We start from the raw sequence: 14,551 nt of genomic DNA on the forward strand, positions 1-14,551 counted from the left end.
CTGTGTGGTATATTTCTACTGTAAATAGTATTGATACCCCACATTGACTGCAATAGAGAGTCCATTAATGGCATTAACTGCGCTAGAAGTTAAAAGCATATCTTGTCCAGAAGATAAAAAGCAAATCAAGAAATCTGATGGTAATAGTTTGTTTTTATTAATAAAATCAAATGGATCCAAGCTTTGGCGTATGCGCTTTAAGTATGCTTCTAAGCATCAAGAAATGGCTCTGGGAAAGTACCCCACTGTATCACTTCATAAAGCTAGAGAAATGGCGAGTGAAGCTCGAATATTGCTTGCTCAAGGTATTAATCCTATGGAAGAGCGACGCGAACGAAAAAGAGCAAGTGATCCTCAAGATAGAGCGTTTGGCATAGTTGCCTTGAAGTGGTGGGAACAACAAAAAGACTCTTGGAGTGATGACCACAAGATGAGAATAAAACGCTGGATCACTCAAGATGCCAAGTCCATAAATAAACTTGCTATTGATCAAATCGATGCAGGACACATAACAGAATTAATGCTCTCTATTGAAGCTGCCGGAACTCCTAAAAAAGCACCTGTAATTCTATCGGTAATCAATAGAATTTTTGGTTATGCGTTAGCGCATAGATTAACGAGGACTAACCCTGCACAGGGATTACCTCTGAGTGATATCATTAAACCACTACCAAAAGTTAAGCATCGTGCTGCCATAGTTAAGCCAATCGAATTAGCTAAATTAATTAAAGATATTGATGTAAATGAGTCAGGAAATTTCTGTACTGTCAACGCACTTAAGCTTATTCCAAGAGTATTTTTAAGACCGAAAGAAATTCGCTGTTTGAAGTGGGAATATATTGATTTTGATGATCGGATGATAAGGATTCCAGCTGAAGATATGAAGCGAGATAGAGAACATCTAGTGCCTATAGCTAGTCAAGTATTAACTCTGCTCAAGAGTATTAAACAAGTAACTGGTTACTCTCAATACGTTTTTCCGAATGAAAGAGATAGCTACAAACCGCTTAGTAAAAATGTGATGACAAATCGTTTGAGAGATCTAGGTTATCCCGCAGACGTAATGTCCGCTCATGGTTTCAGAAGCACGGCATCTACCATTCTTCATGAGCAAGGCTGGAAAGCTGAAGTCATTGAAGCGCAATTAGCTCACCTAACTGGAACTGCAACTTCACGAGCATATAATCGCTCTATTTATCTGTCAGAGAGAAAAAAAATGATGCAAGAATGGGCTGATTATTTAAATGTGCTTAGCAATAATAGTTCGTCAGAATGGAAGAACAGCTAAACCGTATGTGATTTACCATATATGGAAGCTACTGTTCAACTACAACTAATGCGTCTGTCCACGCGCGCGAAGCGTTAAGTATTATGCGGCGCAACTGCGCTTTTACTCAAATTATAGGAGAACCTAGTATACAACCATCTTCAAATGATGGGACTTCAGCTTGGCTTTAAGCGTCTACTGGATCAGAATTTAACTCAAAGAAGTCGATAATATGTTTGAATTCATCATCCAATTCTATATTTGGGATAATTGATATAGAGCAAGATTCCCAGTATTTAAATTGGTTGATAATAGTGTTGGATTCTTCGAGTTCATTCTCATTCACTATTTTTAGACGTAATAAAGGATTTGAAATGAAAGTGTTTTCGTTGCGCGTGCGTGTCGGAGGTATAAATACCCATTTATCAATTATAATGCTTTTTTCAAAACCAGGGATAAATTTTCGCAAGTAAAAGAATTCTGTTTTACTCACATTCACATCATAGCAATATTTATCTATAACAGCCCTTATTGCAGATTTCTGGCTATACTCTGAGTTGTTTATAAAAGTTCCGTTAGTTTTTGGTGTTTCATAAAGTAGTACTTTCATTTTCGAGTTTCCACCTACTTCGCTAATATCTAACCTATAGCTTGCGAAACAGGGTTGCTGTATATTTCCACCATATATGATAGTACCCGATATCATTATTAATCCACCTTTTTTGATATTTTTTCACCAGCCAATAATCTAACTATAGATAATTCGTTTCTGACGGTTCTTTCTGATATTCCAAGTTCTGATGCAACTTCTTTATGTGTTTTTTTGTTATCACCTAGGAATCCATTTTCCATTATCTTTATAATGGACTTTTGCCTAGTTGTTAGACTATCCGAAATCATATCGAGATAATGGTCAAATCTAGAATACTCTGCTTCCTCCACTATACCCGCTTGTACGCTAGAGACTTCTATAGCTAAGCTCTTGTTGCCGTGGTTAACCTGGTCCTTACTGATAAATTTATTGCTGCATCCAACCAAATTAGTAGACTTTCTATTTCGAACGCTTTTACGTTTGTAAGTTCTAGTTTTATTTTTGCAAACGGTGGTAATAACCTTTGCTAACGAAAATTCATCTTCAAAGTATATACCTTTATTTATACTCTTTCTCAATCCAATCCAAACTTCATTTGTTATATCTTCAATGATATTTTCGAAGCCACACATCATCTGCTTATATATGTCACCTCTTCCTGACGTTAGTTCTTTATATATAATGCTGCGTACATTGCTAGTGTTGTTTTTTATTATGGTTTCAAACGACTTGTTGCAGCCTAAATGAGCCTTTTCAACTAATTCTTGGTCTACGAATTTCATGTTATATCCTTTTTGATTTGCCTCTAATAGTAAGGCTGGCAGGAGGAATAGCAACGAAAATTTTTACTTTTATTTTTGCCGGATTTTGATTTTCATGCGTTATAACGTAGAGCCAATAATCAAAGGAACGCAGTGTTATTTCTAATTTTATTAAAGATACCTAAGGATAAATTGCCAGTAAACTAGAGAGTTTATAAAAAGTAATCATTCTCTGAGTCTCATTTGTTTATTTGTTTTTGCCGCTTTAGGTTGTCAGTGGAGATATATATTAGTGAAGGCAGTATATCTGCCATGTGGAAAGATAATGACTTATAGAGGTGTTTTTATGGAAAATTTTAGTTGTCAGAATGTAAGTTCTTCAAGTCTTCAGTTTGTGAGGGCGTCGGATCTCACTAGCTACTTAGGAATTAGTCGGTCTACGTTATGGCGATGGTGTAGCTCAGGTAAATTTCCTAAACCAATTCCATTAGGTCCTAGAGTCGTTGTATGGCGGTTAAAAGATATCACTACGTTTTTCGATTCATTGGAGAAGTAACAAGATGATTGGTACAGATGATTCAAATTTTTGCTTTTTATCTATTGAGGTACAAGGGCATGTAGCACGACTTCCACTAATTGCATTTCGTAGGATGGGGTGCTGTTCGGCTGGTAATTTCATTTTATTCTGGGTTGGCTTTCTATCCTCATTAAGGCCGGTTGGAGTTTTCGGCCTTGTCGAAGAGGATGATGAACAGACCAGAGGCACTAACGGTGCTTGTGGGAACATAACAACATCGCTTACAACCCAATCTGCTCCTGGGTTAAGCCTACAAGCCATCCCACAAGTTAGACAAAGTTTTTTTAAGGCTAAGTTGTTGAAAATAATGGGGCTTGTCGGGATTGTTAAATGTGGAGGTGCAAAATGAGTGATTTAGTTGGAAGAACCTTCTCTTTGAAATTTCCTGCTGATGTACTTAATCGAATAGAAGCGGAAATGGATAAAACAGGGCTAACAGGTAATGAAGTCATTCGAAATGCAACTACTTCTCACCTCATGCAGCCCTCGCTAATATATTTGCTGAAGCAGTTTGAAGTTAACATGTTGCGTAAAAATTTTGAGATGAATGCCATCATCGTTGGGCTAACTAAAGAGCAACGTCTGCAAGCTGTAGAGGATTGTAACGTAATATTTGGTAAGGAGGTATTATGATGGATCTTAATAATATACCGCCGAGCCAGCCATACCAGCGTTGGGATCTAATGGCTGTCTTTACGTTACTACTAAGCATACCTGGTAGCCTGGCCGCTATATACTATTGTTGGTCAATTCATACGACTTGGGAGCCGATTGGTCGGCATCTTAAATACTTTGGTTGGATAATCAAAGAGTGGTTTGTCGGTGAGCCAAAAACCTGGGAGTTGTACAGTGAATACCTTAATAGTAACCACTGGATGGATGATTTTATTGCACACTTGTCTATACCCACAATAGCGGTGTTTAGCTTGGCGGTTTGGTTTAGCGTTAAATTATTTTATGTTTCTGGGGGGCGTACATTAGATCGACATAAAGAAGGCGTTCGCAAATATGTCGGTAAAGCTGCGTACGCCCATGCAAACAAGCAGTTAAAACTAGAGCTAAAACAGGGAGGTAAACCTGCTATTCGTTTGCATCAGAAGGTAGAAATCACCTCTAGGGCTGAAGAAGGTAATACATTTATCACCGGAAAGCCTGGATCAGGAAAAACCGTCGTAATTTCTTGGTTGTTACTACAGCTACTAAAAAGGCGTAACCTTAGATTATTCATTTTTGATGCAAAACGAGATTTTACTCAAAAGCTATATCAACCTCAGAATAGTGAGCTTATCGCACCATGGGATAAACGTAGCAGTGTGTGGAATATTGCTAAAGACATGTGTCATACCGCAGCCCCTGCCAACTTTGCAGCTCATGTTATTCATGACACAAAGGACATGATCTGGTGCCAGTCTGCACGCTTAATTTTTACTGGAATTATAGTCGCACTAAAAAATAGGAATAAACCGTGGGGGTGGCTACAAATACAGAACTGCATGAACTTTGATGATGACAAGCTTCGTTGCCTGTTAGAACAAAACTACCCACAAGCAATGCGTTATGTTGAAGAAAATAATCGCACCACACAAAGTATTATGTCGACCCTGTTGAGTGATTTAGCTTGGATAGATTGGCTAGCATTGGCGTGGCCCAAGTCATATCAAGGGCAATTCTCTGTTTATGATTGGGTACATAATAACAACGCCAAGCCAAGGTTAATTGTGCAAGGTAACAGTAAGTTTAGTGTCATTGGTTCACCGCTATGTCATGCATTAATGAGCATCATGTGTGATGAATATTTATCTATGAATAAACAACAAGAGTGCTATCTCGTATTAGATGAATTAGCCAATTTGCCTAAATCACCTGGCTTATTACGTTGGATTGAATTATCGAGGGATAAAGGTGGCCGGACAATTGCTGGAACTCAGGCCATTAGTCAGCTTAAATCTTTGTATGGAGAGCATGAAACAGACTCACTTACTAGCATGTTTTCTAACTTGATCACACTAAAAGTTGGTGCAACGGGTGGTACAGCTGAGTACATGAGTAAGGCCTTGGGTGAGCGTATTATTGAGAGGCCACAACGTAGCACTGATGCTCAAGGTCGCATTTCAACTACTTGGCATCAGCATACTTTACCCACTGTTCATAGCTCAGAATTAACCCAGTTACCCGCACCAGGTAAAAAAGGGATAGTTGGTTTTTTATCTGTGAATGGCTGGGGCGCATGTTATCGGATGCTATGGGAATTCCCTAATTTCCCGACAATCGCGAAGCGCCAGCAGTTGGCTGAATGGACGCAAAAATCTAGTGTTTCCACTGAGAAAAAAGAATGCGAAACACTGAATAAGGGCGTTAAGGAACAAGGTATAACACCTACACGTATAACCAATCGACGTGAGGGTTCTAAACATGCTAACTCTTAGTCAAATTAGAGACGCACGTTATTACGGGCAATGGACAACCCAAGATTACTACAACAATACAGGTGAACAGAGAGGCATATGGGCTGGTCAATTAGCCCCTGTATTAGGCTTGTCTGGATACATACAAACGCAAAATTACCAACATATTATTGAGGGCTTTTCACCAGATGGTAAGCAATCACTTGTACGTAATGCAGGTAAAGATCATGCGCCTGGTCATGATCTAACATTTTCAGCCCCCAAAAGTGTTTCTATTTTACAGGTGTTTGACAAAAGTGGCGAGATATTAAGGGCACATGAGTTAGCAGTAAAAGCGGCATTACGCTATATAGAGAAGCATGCAGCGTTTACACGTCGTAATGCACAAGGTAAAGATATTGAACGATTACCTGGTTTACTATTTGGGCTGTTCACTCATTTCGAGTCTAGAGCAGAAGATATGGCTATCCATTCGCATTGTTTAGCATTTAACATAGCTAGGCGTTACGATAAAACCTTTGGTAGCGTTCACTCCAGAGCATTTTATCAATGGAAAATGGCCTCAGGCGCGGTGTATCGTGCTGAACTTGCTCAACAATTGCGCTTGCTTGGTTACAACATTGAAATTGATGGTGATAGTTTTCGTGTTGTCGGTGTTCCTAAAAGTATTTGTGAGTATTACTCAAAAAGAGCAGAGCAAATTGAGAAAAACCTTAAAGCATTAGGTGCTAACAGTAGTGCGAGTGCCGTCGGTCAATATGCCAAACTTAAAGACAGACAAAAGAAAGCTAAAACGCCATTATCTGAACTAACAAATAGGTGGAAAAGTGAGCTAAAAACTCTAGGTTTTTCTTATGAGCAATCTCGAAAAATTCAACATGAGCAAGCAACCTATTCCTTTGAAAGTATTAGCACTGCGCAAGCACTCATCGAGCTGACCGAATCGCGTTCAACTTTTAAGGTGCAAGATTTACATCACCACTTGGCTAAACAAGCACAATTAACGGGAGATGATGCAATCACCATTTCTTCCCAGGCCAAGCAATGCCTTGATTCAGATAATGTGATTAGCCTTGGGCAAGATCATAAAAATAACCGTGTTTTCACCACAACCGCCATGCTAGAGATTGAGCAACAGATGATTGAACTCGCTAAAAATTTGAGTAAGCAATCACATAGTGCCCCTGACAATGAAGCGCTTAAGCAGGCGGTTGAGCAAAAACAATTACAGTGCGGCTATCAATTATCAGAAGAGCAAATCGAAGGGTTACAAACCGCTTGTGCTCCAACTCGATTATCTATTTTACAAGGCTCCGCAGGGGCTGGTAAAAGTGTTTCCATGGAATCCGTGCATACGGCCTATGAAACCATGGGAGAGCGTGTTTTAGGTGCATGTATCGCTAAAATAGCGGTTGATAACCTTCAGCGTGAGACAGGCATTCAAAGCATGACAATTGCAAAGCTATTGACGGATATTGAACGTGGCAGAAATGTATTATCAACAGTCAGTGTACTAGTGATTGATGAGGCTGGACAAGTCGGTAGTAAACAGATGCATGCATTGTTAAAGGCGGCTGAAACGTCCCAAACTAAAATAGTTCTAGTTGGTGAAGATAAGCAGCTTGATGCTATTGAACATGGTGGTGTACTAAAATATCTATCTCGTCCTGATGTGATCGGAAAAAGTACAATAAAAGCAGTTCGTAGACAGCGAAAAGCAATTGCACGACAAACGGTTATGCAGTTGCGAGACGGTAACGCCAAAGCCGCTCTGGCAACGCTTGATGAGCATAAACAACTAAATTTTGCTTCATCACATGAAGCCGCCATTCAAAAATTAGTCGCTAAATGGAAGGACTATACCGCGTTACAGCATAATAAAAGTGCGGTCGTGCTTGCTCAACGTTGGACTGAGGTTGAGGTTATATCGAACAAATTAAGGGAGATATACCAAGAAAGATCACTTGTAGGGCATGAAAACATTACGTTTGATTGTGTTGTCTCAAACAAGCTCATGACTTTACCTTTTTCAATAGGTGAGCGCGTGCGATTTGCGCAAAATGATTATCGATTAAATGTGAGTAATGGCAGTTTAGGAACCTTAATGAAACTGGAAAAGGTACAAAATCAATGGCAATTTCACATTAAGTTAGACAACCAAAGAACAGTGATTATTAATCAAAGGGACTACCAAAACGAACAAGGAAAACTACCATTGGTTCACGCTTATGCCATGACGGTTTACTCATCGCAAGGAGTCACGATTGATGGAGATACCTTTATTTTATATAACGCTTACATGGATAGAGCAAACAGCTATGTGGCCGGAAGTCGGCATAAAGACAATAGCCATTGGTTTATTAATAATAAAGAAATAGATGCTTTGGTTTCACCAGATGGTGAATTCATTTCTAAAGAGCAACGACTTGCTGTTTTGGCCGAACAGATGAGTCGAGAGCAACGCACTCAATTAGCAATTGAATATTTAACAGCTGATCAGCAGCAACAATATTTATGTGCCCAGCCTGCGGCTGAATTGAACCATTGTGATTTGGAAGTGGATCTAGAGTTTGTACTTTAGATGGTGTAATCGTTCTCTGCGTAGTTTGAAGAATCCCAACGTTTTTCTCAGTTTCCAGCCTTCGACTGAACGAACAAATGCTTTCTAATGTTAAATCAGTCAGAAGGCTAAGTTAACTCAGTACATTTTAGGATTTATCAGTACCGGGTTTTGCGATACCTTCTCTTTGTATTTCAATTAGTTTTACAACTTGCTCAACTGCCAATATGTAATCTTTTGCCGAGTCCATTGATGGTTTAACTTTGGCGTGCGCAACCCGATTACGCAGTTCATATACTTCTATGACGAGCTTCTTTGTTTCTGGCTCTAACAAATCAGTTGATATTACTCCCAAATAAACTGATTTGAAGCTATCCATTGGATCAACTAGAATTCCTGCATCTCTGCCGATGCGAAAGAGAGCGCCATCAACACTTTTCCAGCCTTCTAAAATCATATTTGTTGGATCATGCTTGGTGGTATATATCTTTGCCAGAGCAACATCCGTCTTCTGGGCTTTTGATGAGTTCACCGAACTATTAGCAATGATTTCTTTTGAGCTTTCGAGTAATTTCCTTGCGTCGACATTGAATTCAGCCTCTATCGGCCCAGCCTTTATTTTACGTAAAAATAGCAGTAAATCAGAGATTCTGTTGCGATGAACTAGCCCTAAAATCAAAACAACAATAGGCCATGCGGTCGCATTAATGATTTTACTAATAAATGTTAATTGATCCATATTTCCTCAGAAGCCTAACATTTTAATCGTGTGCATGCGTATATACACGATACTTAATCTATGTGAGACAACACGCATATTGGATTCACCACTATTAAACAGTATGTGCCCCATAGCGCCTCAGCATCATAAACGAAAAACTAAACTCTTCATTATCGGTTTCATTCTAAGTCGATTCGGACTCAAACTAAGTTTGGATCTGAAAGTTGCCTAAGAGAGCTGTGGCGATTCACGTGTTCTTATTCATTATTACCATCTTCAAGCTCAGTAAGATCTTCAACTCCAGCCATATCAGCTAACATTTTTGTATATATTTTTAGTATGCTTTGTAGTTTGACTAGTTCGGATCTAAATTCTTTGCATTGGTCAGGGTTTTCAAAAGCACCATTTAGCGATAGTCCGTGCCACTTGGCTGTAAACGGTCTTACTACTTGGTTTAACACAATAATTGCAATCTTAGTAAACTCGACGCAGTGGCGGCCATTGTTTTTCATTACATCGCGTGTACTTTCAAATATTGAATAAACGCTAGCTAATGCTGTTTTCTCATTACCATGGGCGTCATCTAGTGGCTGAGAGGTAATTCTTGTAAGCAGTTCAATGTATAACTCCCAAGCGGCGGCTTTATCCACATCTTGAGGATTCCAGTCCATTTCGAGGAAAGGCGCTTTGACTTTGAGGGAGGTCATGTCCCAGTTTTCCAACCACTTTGACCACTTCATATTTAGCTCCAACTAATTGAAGAACGATTCTGTCCAAACATTTCACGTGAATTGTCTGGGTTAAGCTGTCTACGACGAATAAAGGCTTCATGAATCCATTGTTGAACAGTATATGGATCATTTGACCAATTGTAGATCTTTGCGAAACCACAATCCAAATTGTCTTGCAGCCTTGGCGGTATAGTACCCTTATTGTATTTACTTGTATCTGTTCTTGGGTAAGTTGGAAGAATAATACCAATTAAGCCTGTTCTTGAGTTTAATTTTGTATCTCGAATACTCGATGATATTTCCCAATCAACATGCTTTCTTTTCCATGTTTCCGATCCAATCAAAACTACACATACACTTGCTGTACGGATGAATTCATCCCTAATTTTTTGGCGTATAGTTTCTGTTTTTACAAATAGATTAATGTCACCATCGTTGACAGCCTTAGTTTCTAAAATGTCATAAACTCCAGAGAAGAGCCTCTCAAACTCAAGTTTATAAGGTTCATCATTTTTGTGGTGGTAACTAATAAATACATTGTGACGATTACGCATTCTTTCTCCATCTATATTTAGCTGTGTATTGCTTCGAGCTATCACTAAGTCTGATGTGCAAGTTATTCTGAATAACTCTTTATGCAGCTCTATTTTCATTAAGTCGATTGAAGATATCCCAGCTAGTCTAGTAGATTCTATTTTATCTAATTTACGAGCAATCCCTTTTCAGTTTATTTCGTCTCTTAAAATAAAACGAGCCATGGACACTAAAACTAGTTACTGGATGTGTCCCAAACTATACGTACGTTTATGTTTTTCATGCAATTTAGATAAATGGTTCTCAAATAAGACTTTTCTGAAAAGGTTCAGGGAACTTATATTTCTGCTTCGGCCTTTTACCGCTAAATATAGTTCTACAGCGCTTATCAACCTCACACGCCCCGCTATTTTCCATATCCATAAGGGTGTATATGCGCTCATCTTTAGGTAGGAAGTGGAATAGTTCATCCATAAGCCAGATTTCGTTATACTTCTTGGCAATTTCGAATTGATTTAAAGTAAACCAAAATAGACACTCTTCGCTGGTCATGCCGTCTCGATTAGAGAATAACCAGTTAATTCCTCTTTCACATCCAGGCCCTGAGATAACAAAGTTATGCTCTGTAAATGGAAATTCTTTTAGATAAGTGAAATCAATGAATATCTGGTAGGAAAGGAACTTCCCAATACCAGAGAAACTCATTAGGTGTGAATAAACATCTAATTGTGAACGAGCTTTAGATACACCTTGTAGGATGCTGTTTTTGTTGTAGTAAACAAACTTGATCATTCGCAGTATCATGTTTTCTTCAGCTTTTCCCTCTACCTCTTGTATCGCTTTACCAAAGTTTACTTTGGGGCCCCCTAAAATGTAGGCTGCACTGAAAAATACATACTTGGGATTATGTCTCTCTCTCTCTGCTAAACGATATCTATATTCACTATTGATTTGGGCTAGGGTCAGCTTTTTAAACTCAATAGGGCCTCCTAATAAGTCTAAGGTCTCCCCTTTGTTGATCACGCGAAATAAGAAACAATTAAGTAATTTGTCTTCATATGACATCGATGGATTGTCTATCACATGGACTAGTAGCCACCTAGTTTCTTTATCCCACTTTCTCTTGGTATTAACAAATTTATACTTGCCTAAGATTGGGTCAGTCGTCCAAGGCGGTCGCTCTTTGAGAATCTCTTTCTTATAGAAAATTTTGGTTCGCTCTCTTTGGTGATGAAACCACTCTTTGACTACTTCAGGATTTAGAGTTGGCTTGGCATTCTTAACGATATGTTCTCGAACATTACAAAATAAAGTGTCTGCCTTATATTTCATTTCTTACCTCATTAACGAAAAATAGCTCAAAGCTATCTACCCCATCAAACTTGTTCTCAAAAACGTAGTCTGCGTGAGGTTTGTTCATCTCTATTTCATTATCAAAGTCGTACTCCTGATAGATAGACTTGAATGGCTGGAGATAAATTATCTTGAAATCATTATTTCTACACCAAGCAAACTCTTCATTAGTTCTAAGGTCACTAATCACAACATTACTATATTTTCCCGCTTTAAATTTTGAATCTAACATCCTAATAAATATTAAATTCTCTATCTCGCGAAGATGATTCAAATGAAGCCAAATTTTTCTGGGGGAAATGGTTATCCTCTCATTCTGGCTTGTCGATAAATCCAATGGCGCTTCTTTCACTAAAGGAGGGTAATCACGTTCTAGCCAAGGGTAAATGTTAGTGGCAAGCTCTTTTAGTTGATCACTAAAGGATAACCTTGTGAAGTCGTGAACGGCGCACAAATGTTCGGTAAGATAGTCTTTGCCAGCTCCAGATATCCCCATAAGTGCTAGTTTCATAACTCTTCCTGAGGTTGCTTTTTAAAGCTGCTGTTAAGAACGCTGTATCTAAACTCTTCAGAAGTGTTGTGTAAATCCAACTCTTGATGTTGTTCAGCTTTTTTCTCGTATACGAAACAAAGGATGTTAGTTGTATAGCCCCAGAGTAAATTGCCTACTGTTTTAACACTGTAGTAATCGAAAATAGCTCTTGCTTCTGTTACTCCGGACTCAAATGAAAATTTATCACTGGTGATAAATCCTGTAATCACATCAACAAGATTTTCAAAGAATTCCTTGTTTAGATTTATTTCGTTAGGGAAGGTCAGGGTGTCCGATGCATGAAGATGAAGTTGCTGTAAGGCTTCGTTCGCTAAAATATTATAGCCTTGCTTTTCAATGGATTGGTATAAGTGCAGATTGGTGACAGAGTGGTTATAAAAGCCCAATGTCAACTCATCATCTACCTCTTTTTTCAAATGCTGCAAAACAAGCTCTTGTATCACAGTAAACTCGAATATATTGATGTTGCAAACACCAAATAAAATGTCACCAGACCTTTGTGTTACTTTTAAATTCAACTTTTTATTTGGAGTAACGTAGAAATTTAGTAAGTTATTACATGGAACGTCTAGAGTATTTTCTAAGTTGTATTTGTCTCTCAAAGATGTATAAGTATCTTCAGATGGAAAGTACAAACTCAGTACTGCTCGTCTGGTGAAAATACCATCTTTTTTGAAGCATTCTAAGATGTTCTCCAATTGTCCAAAAGCGTACAGTCTTTCGCCGTAGGCGGCTCTCCAAGTAGTACCATCATCAGAATAGTTTGGAGCTCGGGGTATAAAAAACTCTAAATAAGGTTTGATATCTTTCCTACCAGCCAAGACCCAGAATGTTTCTGCAATCACAGCAAAGATATTGTTTGTTCTTCCCACCAAACTAAGGTGACGCGCTCGAGGATTTTCTAAAATTAACTCAGTATTGTACAGGGTCAGAGTGCTTCCATTTCTTGAGGGCATGCTATGACCATCAGAGGTAACTTTTTTTAGAGCTCTATATGTGAGTTCGTTGATGCTTGATCCCTCAATGATATTAATCATCTACTTTCCCTTAAAAACATAGTTTTATATCAATACTAGTAAAAGTGACATCATATTACTCTCCAATTGAAACTCTATAGACCTTATTTTGGGGGGACAACCTTCAATTAGGAGAATATGCTACTAACATCTTAATGTTTGACGTCAATCAAATAAAAGACTTCCTTAAATAGTTGAAATCATTTTACTTTTATTCGGTAGCATATTTACTATAGAATTATATTGTTATTGATTGAAGCTTTTATCTGTGTAAGCGGTTTTACTATCTCATATCAACAAATTCGGGTTAAACGTATGGCTAAAACGATAAGAAATGTTTTTATAAGTCATCACCACAAAGATGATTCTAGTGTTGATGGATTAACGAAGTTAGTATCGAAAAAGGATTATGTATTTAGGAATAGCTCTATACGGGTAAAGCCTGAAAATGAAGCAAGAGTAAAAGCTAAGCAATTAAGTGATAAGACTATCGCACGTTTATTGCGAATGAAGATGAGATGGGCAAGTCAGGTTATCGTTGTTATTGGGAAAGAAACTCATAGTAGAGATTGGGTCAATTGGGAGATTAAAACTGCCTATCAACTAGGAATCCCGATCATAGGCGTGTTTGAAGATGGTTTAAAGGGCCAAGCGGATATTCCGGAAAACCTAGAAAAATACGCATCAGCAGTCGTCGGTTGGAGAGCTGAATCAGTTGTAGGGGCGTTGGATGGGGAAAGCAACTTTCAAAAGCCTGATGGTACAGCTTGGCCTAAAAATGAAGGGGGGCGCTTAATATGTTGATTAAACCAGGAGCTACACTATTTAGTTATGCCATAACAAGGGATTTCGGATTCGCTCCTAATCCTTTTAATGGTATTTGTTCACTTGCTACATGCAAACCTAAAATCCGAAAACATGCAAAAGTTGGTGATTGGGTGATGGGTGTTGGTGGTAGCGGACTTAAGCGATGCAAACGAAAGTGTATTTTTCTAATGCGAGTATCCGAAATAGTCGATTTTCAGCAGTACTGGGAAGATCCTAGATTCTCTCTGAAAAAGCCATCCAGAAATGGTAGTCAGGTACAGTTACTGGGAGATAATATTTACCATAAGGATGAAGATGGGAGCTGGATTCAAGAAGATTCCCATCATAGTAATGGTGATGGAACAATCCATAAGGTCAATTTGGAACGTGATACTGGGTCTACTGAAAATGTTCTTCTTTCAGACTATTTCTTCTATTTTGGAGAGAAAGCAGTGCCAGTAGACCTAGGCTCAATTGGCCACATAAGAATACGTGATTATAAAAAAAACTCTCTAAGCGCTGGTACCGCGGGGGAAAGATTAATAATAAAAGTGACATCAAAGTACCGTTCGAGCAAAAACATGATCCTTGGAGATCCTGTAAGTTTCGATCACTCCCATAAGCGAGTTGATCAGAAAACTGGGAAGCTTACTTAACAAGAATGGAAAACAAAA

15 protein-coding genes are annotated in these 14,551 nt (G+C 38.5%); 7 read left to right on the top strand and 8 right to left on the bottom strand.

What is annotated here, in order from left to right; translation table 11 throughout:
- The first annotated feature begins 67 nt into the window (after positions 1-67).
- Positions 68-1,288 carry a tyrosine-type recombinase/integrase gene (locus tag FFR00_RS13115; protein WP_137673854.1) on the top strand — a complete coding sequence of 407 codons (1,221 nt, stop codon included), beginning with the start codon at positions 68-70 and terminating at the stop codon, positions 1,286-1,288.
- 166 nt (positions 1,289-1,454) lie between these two features.
- On the opposite strand, the gene FFR00_RS13120 is transcribed toward FFR00_RS13115, so the two are convergent.
- Positions 1,455-1,973: a hypothetical protein gene (locus FFR00_RS13120; protein WP_161985165.1), complete on the bottom strand. Its 519-nt coding sequence runs from the start codon at positions 1,971-1,973 to the stop codon at positions 1,455-1,457.
- Positions 1,974-1,975: 2 nt separating this feature from the next.
- Positions 1,976-2,641 (bottom strand): RNA polymerase sigma factor, encoded by a 666-nt coding sequence (locus tag FFR00_RS13125; protein WP_137673856.1) that lies wholly within the window; start codon positions 2,639-2,641, stop codon positions 1,976-1,978.
- 325 nt (positions 2,642-2,966) lie between these two features.
- Between FFR00_RS13125 and FFR00_RS22055 the strand changes: the two genes are divergently transcribed.
- The 4 genes from FFR00_RS22055 to mobF all read left to right on the top strand — a co-directional run bounded on the left by FFR00_RS22055 (position 2,967) and on the right by mobF (position 8,183).
- Positions 2,967-3,176 (top strand): AlpA family phage regulatory protein, encoded by a 210-nt coding sequence (locus FFR00_RS22055; RefSeq protein ID WP_161985166.1) that lies wholly within the window; start codon positions 2,967-2,969, stop codon positions 3,174-3,176.
- A gap of 366 nt (positions 3,177-3,542) precedes the next feature.
- Positions 3,543-3,830: a hypothetical protein gene (locus FFR00_RS13135; RefSeq protein WP_137673858.1), complete on the top strand. Its 288-nt coding sequence runs from the start codon at positions 3,543-3,545 to the stop codon at positions 3,828-3,830.
- Positions 3,827-5,623: a type IV secretion system DNA-binding domain-containing protein gene (locus FFR00_RS13140; RefSeq protein ID WP_137673859.1), complete on the top strand. Its 1,797-nt coding sequence runs from the start codon at positions 3,827-3,829 to the stop codon at positions 5,621-5,623. Before FFR00_RS13135 ends, FFR00_RS13140 begins: the two co-directional genes overlap by 4 nt.
- Positions 5,610-8,183: a MobF family relaxase gene (gene mobF, locus FFR00_RS13145; RefSeq protein ID WP_137673860.1), complete on the top strand. Its 2,574-nt coding sequence runs from the start codon at positions 5,610-5,612 to the stop codon at positions 8,181-8,183. The genes FFR00_RS13140 and mobF overlap by 14 nt, the downstream gene beginning before the upstream one ends.
- A 127-nt stretch (positions 8,184-8,310) precedes the next feature.
- Here mobF and FFR00_RS13150 read toward each other — a convergent pair whose 3' ends face one another.
- The 6 genes from FFR00_RS13150 to FFR00_RS13175 all read right to left on the bottom strand — a co-directional run bounded on the left by FFR00_RS13150 (position 8,311) and on the right by FFR00_RS13175 (position 13,091).
- Complete coding sequence (locus tag FFR00_RS13150) at positions 8,311-8,901, bottom strand: hypothetical protein (protein WP_137673861.1); 591 nt, start codon at positions 8,899-8,901, stop codon at positions 8,311-8,313.
- Positions 8,902-9,140: 239 nt separating this feature from the next.
- On the bottom strand, positions 9,141-9,623 hold the full coding sequence (locus FFR00_RS13155; protein ID WP_137673862.1) for a hypothetical protein: 483 nt from the start codon (positions 9,621-9,623) through the stop codon (positions 9,141-9,143).
- Positions 9,624-9,625: 2 nt separating this feature from the next.
- Positions 9,626-10,168 carry a TIR domain-containing protein gene (locus FFR00_RS13160; RefSeq protein ID WP_137673863.1) on the bottom strand — a complete coding sequence of 181 codons (543 nt, stop codon included), beginning with the start codon at positions 10,166-10,168 and terminating at the stop codon, positions 9,626-9,628.
- 283 nt (positions 10,169-10,451) lie between these two features.
- Positions 10,452-11,480: a nucleotide kinase domain-containing protein gene (locus FFR00_RS13165; protein ID WP_137673864.1), complete on the bottom strand. Its 1,029-nt coding sequence runs from the start codon at positions 11,478-11,480 to the stop codon at positions 10,452-10,454.
- Positions 11,470-12,012: an adenylate kinase gene (locus FFR00_RS13170; RefSeq protein ID WP_137673865.1), complete on the bottom strand. Its 543-nt coding sequence runs from the start codon at positions 12,010-12,012 to the stop codon at positions 11,470-11,472. The genes FFR00_RS13165 and FFR00_RS13170 overlap by 11 nt, the downstream gene beginning before the upstream one ends.
- Complete coding sequence (locus FFR00_RS13175) at positions 12,009-13,091, bottom strand: thymidylate synthase (RefSeq protein WP_201798746.1); 1,083 nt, start codon at positions 13,089-13,091, stop codon at positions 12,009-12,011. Before FFR00_RS13175 ends, FFR00_RS13170 begins: the two co-directional genes overlap by 4 nt.
- A 222-nt stretch (positions 13,092-13,313) precedes the next feature.
- Between FFR00_RS13175 and FFR00_RS13180 the strand changes: the two genes are divergently transcribed.
- Together FFR00_RS13180 and FFR00_RS13185 are read left to right on the top strand one after the other, a co-directional pair.
- On the top strand, positions 13,314-13,874 hold the full coding sequence (locus tag FFR00_RS13180) for a TIR domain-containing protein (RefSeq protein ID WP_201798747.1): 561 nt from the start codon (positions 13,314-13,316) through the stop codon (positions 13,872-13,874).
- Positions 13,868-14,533 (top strand): hypothetical protein, encoded by a 666-nt coding sequence (locus tag FFR00_RS13185; RefSeq protein WP_137673866.1) that lies wholly within the window; start codon positions 13,868-13,870, stop codon positions 14,531-14,533. Before FFR00_RS13180 ends, FFR00_RS13185 begins: the two co-directional genes overlap by 7 nt.
- The last annotated feature ends 18 nt before the right edge of the window (positions 14,534-14,551 follow it).

The sequence above is a fragment of the Agarivorans sp. Toyoura001 genome, assembly GCF_005405585.1.
In the GTDB taxonomy this organism is placed as follows: Bacteria; Pseudomonadota; Gammaproteobacteria; order Enterobacterales; family Celerinatantimonadaceae; genus Agarivorans.

What these genes read in the sequence shown, in the direction of transcription:
- FFR00_RS13115 (WP_137673854.1), top strand. Translation starts at nt 68, where the DNA reads ATGGCATTAACTGCGCTAGAAGTTAAAAGCATATCTTGTCCAGAAGAT.
- FFR00_RS13120 (WP_161985165.1), bottom strand. Translation starts at nt 1,973, where the DNA reads ATGATATCGGGTACTATCATATATGGTGGAAATATACAGCAACCCTGT.
- FFR00_RS13125 (WP_137673856.1), bottom strand. Translation starts at nt 2,641, where the DNA reads ATGAAATTCGTAGACCAAGAATTAGTTGAAAAGGCTCATTTAGGCTGC.
- FFR00_RS22055 (WP_161985166.1), top strand. Translation starts at nt 2,967, where the DNA reads ATGGAAAATTTTAGTTGTCAGAATGTAAGTTCTTCAAGTCTTCAGTTT.
- FFR00_RS13135 (WP_137673858.1), top strand. Translation starts at nt 3,543, where the DNA reads ATGAGTGATTTAGTTGGAAGAACCTTCTCTTTGAAATTTCCTGCTGAT.
- FFR00_RS13140 (WP_137673859.1), top strand. Translation starts at nt 3,827, where the DNA reads ATGATGGATCTTAATAATATACCGCCGAGCCAGCCATACCAGCGTTGG.
- mobF (WP_137673860.1), top strand. Translation starts at nt 5,610, where the DNA reads ATGCTAACTCTTAGTCAAATTAGAGACGCACGTTATTACGGGCAATGG.
- FFR00_RS13150 (WP_137673861.1), bottom strand. Translation starts at nt 8,901, where the DNA reads ATGGATCAATTAACATTTATTAGTAAAATCATTAATGCGACCGCATGG.
- FFR00_RS13155 (WP_137673862.1), bottom strand. Translation starts at nt 9,623, where the DNA reads ATGAAGTGGTCAAAGTGGTTGGAAAACTGGGACATGACCTCCCTCAAA.
- FFR00_RS13160 (WP_137673863.1), bottom strand. Translation starts at nt 10,168, where the DNA reads ATGCGTAATCGTCACAATGTATTTATTAGTTACCACCACAAAAATGAT.
- FFR00_RS13165 (WP_137673864.1), bottom strand. Translation starts at nt 11,480, where the DNA reads ATGAAATATAAGGCAGACACTTTATTTTGTAATGTTCGAGAACATATC.
- FFR00_RS13170 (WP_137673865.1), bottom strand. Translation starts at nt 12,012, where the DNA reads ATGAAACTAGCACTTATGGGGATATCTGGAGCTGGCAAAGACTATCTT.
- FFR00_RS13175 (WP_201798746.1), bottom strand. Translation starts at nt 13,091, where the DNA reads ATGATTAATATCATTGAGGGATCAAGCATCAACGAACTCACATATAGA.
- FFR00_RS13185 (WP_137673866.1), top strand. Translation starts at nt 13,868, where the DNA reads ATGTTGATTAAACCAGGAGCTACACTATTTAGTTATGCCATAACAAGG.